General features: G+C 41.5%; 4 protein-coding genes and 2 pseudogenes. 3 read left to right on the forward strand and 3 right to left on the reverse strand.

Annotated elements, in window-relative coordinates; all coding sequences use genetic code 11:
- The first annotated feature begins 151 nt into the window (after positions 1–151).
- Positions 152–358 (forward strand): DUF2986 domain-containing protein, encoded by a 207-nt coding sequence (locus tag CXF78_RS10050; protein WP_102036693.1) that lies wholly within the window; start codon positions 152–154, stop codon positions 356–358.
- Positions 359–392: 34 nt separating this feature from the next.
- Here the strand turns inward: CXF78_RS10050 and moeB are convergent, their stop codons facing one another.
- A complete protein-coding gene (gene moeB, locus CXF78_RS10055; RefSeq protein ID WP_011635588.1) occupies positions 393–1,163 on the reverse strand; it encodes a molybdopterin-synthase adenylyltransferase MoeB in 771 nt (256 codons plus the stop codon).
- Between the two features lie 7 nt (positions 1,164–1,170).
- Complete coding sequence (gene glp / locus CXF78_RS10060) at positions 1,171–2,424, reverse strand: molybdopterin molybdotransferase MoeA (RefSeq protein WP_102036694.1); 1,254 nt, start codon at positions 2,422–2,424, stop codon at positions 1,171–1,173.
- 160 nt (positions 2,425–2,584) lie between these two features.
- Between glp and CXF78_RS10065 the strand changes: the two are divergent.
- Together CXF78_RS10065 and CXF78_RS10070 are read left to right on the forward strand one after the other, a co-directional pair.
- Positions 2,585–2,854, forward strand: a pseudogene (locus CXF78_RS10065) (GIY-YIG nuclease family protein); the annotation flags it as partial.
- 102 nt (positions 2,855–2,956) lie between these two features.
- Positions 2,957–3,850 (forward strand): hypothetical protein, encoded by an 894-nt coding sequence (locus CXF78_RS10070; protein WP_102036696.1) that lies wholly within the window; start codon positions 2,957–2,959, stop codon positions 3,848–3,850.
- A gap of 41 nt (positions 3,851–3,891) precedes the next feature.
- Here the strand turns inward: CXF78_RS10070 and CXF78_RS10075 are convergent.
- Positions 3,892–4,918 (reverse strand): annotated as a pseudogene (locus CXF78_RS10075) (carboxypeptidase); the annotation flags it as partial.

The raw sequence follows: 4,918 nt of genomic DNA on the forward strand, positions 1-4,918 counted from the left end.
GCTTGTTCATGCTTTGTGGGTAGTCTTACAAGAATAATGTTTAACACCCTATGCTATCGATATTGTTTGGTCACTGATAAGTTGGAATTTATAGGGTTTTAATCAGTTTGAGATTATAATTGCCTCGTGTAAATGCTATCAAGTGACCAATATGAATCGTAAAAAGAAAATTAATCAAACTCTTAAAGCTAAAGCAAAAAAAGCCAATGCTAAGCTTCATGCTGCCAATAAATCGCCATATATTGCCAAAGCAGACCGTGAGCAGCTTGCCCAAGCGCAATTGGTTATAGCGCCATCAGCCGGTGTAGCTGACGGCGTATTAAGCGACTCTGATGCTGCACATTCGCCAGCACTGTAACACTATAGCGATGACCCTAGAGATGTGATTTTATCTACGGATTAACACCGCATACTTTACAATGTGGTTGTTTAGGTAAACGCATTTGCCTAAACTCCATGGTCATCGCATCAATCATCAACAATTTTCCGGTTAATGGCTCGCCGATAGCCGTGATGACTTTTATTGCTTCTGTTGCTTGAATGCAGCCAATCATGCCGACCACAGGCGCAAGAATGCCCGCTTCAACACAAGTTAGCTGTTGTTCACCAAATAAAGCACTAAAGCATTGATAGCAAGGGCTGTCTTGTTGGTAGTCAAATACTGTAACAGTGCCTTCCATTCTAATAGCCGCGGCTGACACTAAAGGCACTTGGTGCTCAAAACAGCTTTTATTAAGCTGTTCACGCACTAACATATTGTCTGTGCAATCCAGAATTAAGCTATGTTGACTCACCAACACGTTAATCTCATCATCATCTAATAACGCATTAATGGTATTGATGTTAATTAATGGATTTAGCAGCATCAGCGATTGCTTAGCCGATTCAACTTTTGCTTGGCCAATATTGGCGTCATAGTGCAATACTTGGCGCTGCAAATTAGACAGCTCTACGGTATCAAAATCAACTAAGGTGATTTCACCAACCCCAGCCACGGCAAGGTATTGACTTGCTGCACAGCCGAGTCCGCCTGCACCAATAATTAATACTTTGGCAAGCTTGAGCTTTTCTTGGCCATCGATATCGATAGCCTTAATAGAGATCTGCCGGCTATAGCGAAGCATTTCATTATCAGTGAGTATCTCTTGATCAAGTGAATCCATACTATTCCTAACACAACACGTTATTAAAAGGCTCTACGGTGACTTGGGTGCCTGTTGGTGTGTCGCCTTGGAATTGATCTAATATCACAAAGCAATTAGCTAAACTCATTGATGTGAGCATGCCTGAACCTTGGCCGCCAGTAATCGCAACTTCAAGTTCGCCCGCTTCATTTCGACTGAGTATGCAGCGTTGATATTCGACTCTACCAGGGTTTTTTCGTATATCTGTCAGCAACTTTGCTTGACAAAATAACGGCTTAATAGGCTTAAGCCCCTGCATTTTATTTAAAATGGGTAACACGAGTTTATAAAACGTTACCATTGAAGAAACGGGATTACCGGGTAAACCGCAAAAAATCGCATTATCTATTTTACCAAATGCGAATGGTTTACCTGGCTTAATAGCGAGTTTCCAAAAGGTAATTTGGCCTTCTTCAGACAAAATTTGTTTAGTAAAGTCAGCTTCACCAACAGAAACTCCGCCGGATGTTAATACCATATCAGCCTTGCTGGCTGCTTCTTTAAATGCACCTCGAATGGCTTCTTTATTGTCGGCTATTACGCCTAAATCAATCCATTCAACATGGCTTTTACTGAGTAAGCCTTGGATTGAATAGCGGTTAGAATCATAAATCTGTCCAGGAGCCAGTTCACTTCCCACTGGGCGTAACTCATCACCAGTAGAAAAGAAGGCGACTTTTAATTTGCGTGTCACTCTAACCTGGTTAATACCAATAGTGGCGAGTACACCCATTTCTGCAGCGCGGATAGTGATGCCTTTATGCAATACTTTTGTGCCAGCAAGCAGTTCTTCACCACATAGGCGTACATTAGCGCCTAATCGATGTGGATGTTCGATAGTAATTTTATTTTCGTTTGCTTGGACTTTTTCTTGCATTTGCACGGTATCAAAACCCACTGGTACAGGGGCGCCAGTCATTATACGAATACAGCTATTGGGTAATACATGACCCTTGAAAGGGTGGCCAGCAAAAGAACTACCCACGAGGGTAAGGGTTGTTTTATCCTGTGATGCAGCTAAATCGGTAAAACGAAATGCATAACCGTCCATTGCCGAGTTATCAAATGGGGGTAAATCAATACTCGATGCCAGATCTTCCGCTAGCACTCTGTCGATAGCTTGGGTTAATGTGACTAGCTCGGTATCTTGGGTTGCTTCAACTTGAGCTAAAAGTTGCTCAATTGCTTGATCGGGATGAAGCAATGCTGGTTGAGCGCAAGGATCTTGATTACTGGACATCAGAACTTCCTTAATGAATAGCTAAAATACTATCAACTGTATCTTGGTTGAAATAGGTCTTTGCTTTTTAATGGTGCTTAGTATGCCATGATGGCACAAGAGTTTTATGATCACACTTAAGGTTTTATATTTTATGTCGAAAAATAATGCCAAGACGGGTTGGTACTTGTACATTATTCGCTGTGCAAACTCACATTTATACACGGGTATCACCACGGATATTGCTCGTCGTTTTGCCGAGCATCAAGCCAGTGGTCCTAAAGCGGCTAAATATTTAAAAGGTAAAGGCCCGTTAACCTTAGTTTATCAAGAATCATTAACTGATCGAAGTGAAGCGTCAAAACGCGAGATTACTGTTAAAAAATATACTAGGCAGCAAAAATTATTGTTGATTGAACAGCATGCGTTAATCCACCCAACGGAACGATAAGTTGCCTATATTAATGACTTTTCTATATTGAAAAAGTTGGTCTGCAATTGTTTTACGACTAAACTGAATGATGGCATCACAATGGTGAATGGTGGCAGTACAATGGTTAAGTTGTTAATGAGTGTTGCGCTGATCATTTGTTGTTTTGCATTTCCTTTAGCCGCACAACAAGTACGCATTCAATCTGTTCAATCTTCAGAAAATATCACCTACCAATATTATTACGATTTGTTACAGCTAATATTAACCCAAACCGCTGACGATTATGGCTCGGCTGATATTGTTGTTATCAACACCCCATTGTCACAGTCTCGTGGTTTTAGTATGTTAAAAGCCGATTTGCTAGATGTCTTTTGGGCTGGCACCACTGTTGAGCGCGAGCGTAAGTTCCATGCAATTAAAATTCCTCTGGTTGGTGGGTTATTGGGTGCAAGAGTACCGGTAATTGTTCGCGATAGATTCGCTGAATTTGAAGCGATAAACACGCCAAGGCAACAGCAACAATTAGTCGCGTGCCAGGGGGCACAGTGGCCAGATTCGGATATTTTAGAATATAACGGTTATCTAGTTGAACGGGTGATTACCTTCCAGTTAATTTACAGTATGTTGAAACAGCAGCGCTGTGATTATTTTCCTCGTGGTTTAAATGAGGCTTATGCTGAGGTGAACACGAAAGGTAACGAAAGCTTGATGGTGTACGATAAACTCATATTACATTATCCATTACCTATGTATTTTTTTGTTAGTAATGACCACCCGCGCTTAGCGCAACGCATTACTCAAGGTTTAGAGGCACTCATTGCGACAGATCAGCTACATGAGTTTATTGAACAGCATGAAACAACTCGAGATATGTTCCCGCTCAGTAAATATAACAACCGTCGTATTTTTGACTTAGCTAATCCACTGTTACCGCCACAAACACCTTTTCAAAACCAAGATTTATGGATTGATTTACCGCATCCCACAAAAAACGCCGCAGCACTTGTGGAGTGATACGGCGTTATTTAATTTCATCGTTTATACAGCGTTGAAGCTTATTTAGATGCTCGCAACACAGGGTACTTCATGTATTCGCTGTCGTAGTATGGGCTACGTTGGTAAAACCAGCGTAATCTTGCTTGGCTATCTTTCGCAAAATCAGGGTCTTTAAGCGCTTGATCAAACTCAGCTTGTAGAGCTGGATTGTCGAGTAACATTTTTGCCGCTAAAGGTTCCACTGCATAGTCTTCAATGTATTCTGTACGGGTGAAAATGGTATTAAACATGCCCCAATAAAACAATGAATCCTCAGCTTGAGGTTCAAGTAATAGCATTGCTAAGTCACCCAAAGGCTGGTCGGTTGGAATACGCATGCTACCTGCAGGAAGGTAGGCGTTTATTTTATGAATAGCCGTTGTTGCCGTTACCGTTTGATGACCTTCATAATCAGCGCTTGAGAATAATGGATCGCTAAATTGATATTGCTGCGCGGTTATCGAGGCTGGCTTATTCAGTCGTGTCATTCGAATACCATGTAAAGATAAACGCTCAATAACGTTTGTCCATTGTGGTGGAATATAATAAGCCACAGGACGAGTTACCGTGATATCAGCTTTTGTATTAGCCACAATTGGTAAGTTTTCATATAACTTAGGTTCACCAGTCCAGCGTACTACTTTGTCACCACTGATTGGGCTTTGCTCAACACGGTAATCAATCCCTTTAAAGTCTTTTCCTTCTGCTAAGGTTTCACTTTGCCAACTAATGGTTAACTCGCTTGGATTACGATATTTGTCTTCATTAATCGCAGACTTTAGCTTGGTGCTATTTTTTGCCACCGTTTTAAGGGTTTGCTCGAGTGTAATGTAAGTACCTAGAACGCGTTGCTTATAAGGTTTAAGGCTATGGTTTTCAATTAGGATCGTCGGTAAATGGCGAGCATCACCGTAACCATTGGAAAAGCGTGGGCTAGGGTTCCACAATGACAGGCCTTTAGTCATGTCAGTATTATCGTTAGCAAATACCAACTGGCCCGGAATGTGGCCTTGTTCGGTTAATGCATGTTCAACCGCGGGGCGGTAA

The organism is Shewanella sp. 11B5 (genome assembly GCF_002836795.1).
GTDB classification, from domain to species: Bacteria; Pseudomonadota; Gammaproteobacteria; order Enterobacterales; family Shewanellaceae; genus Shewanella; species Shewanella frigidimarina.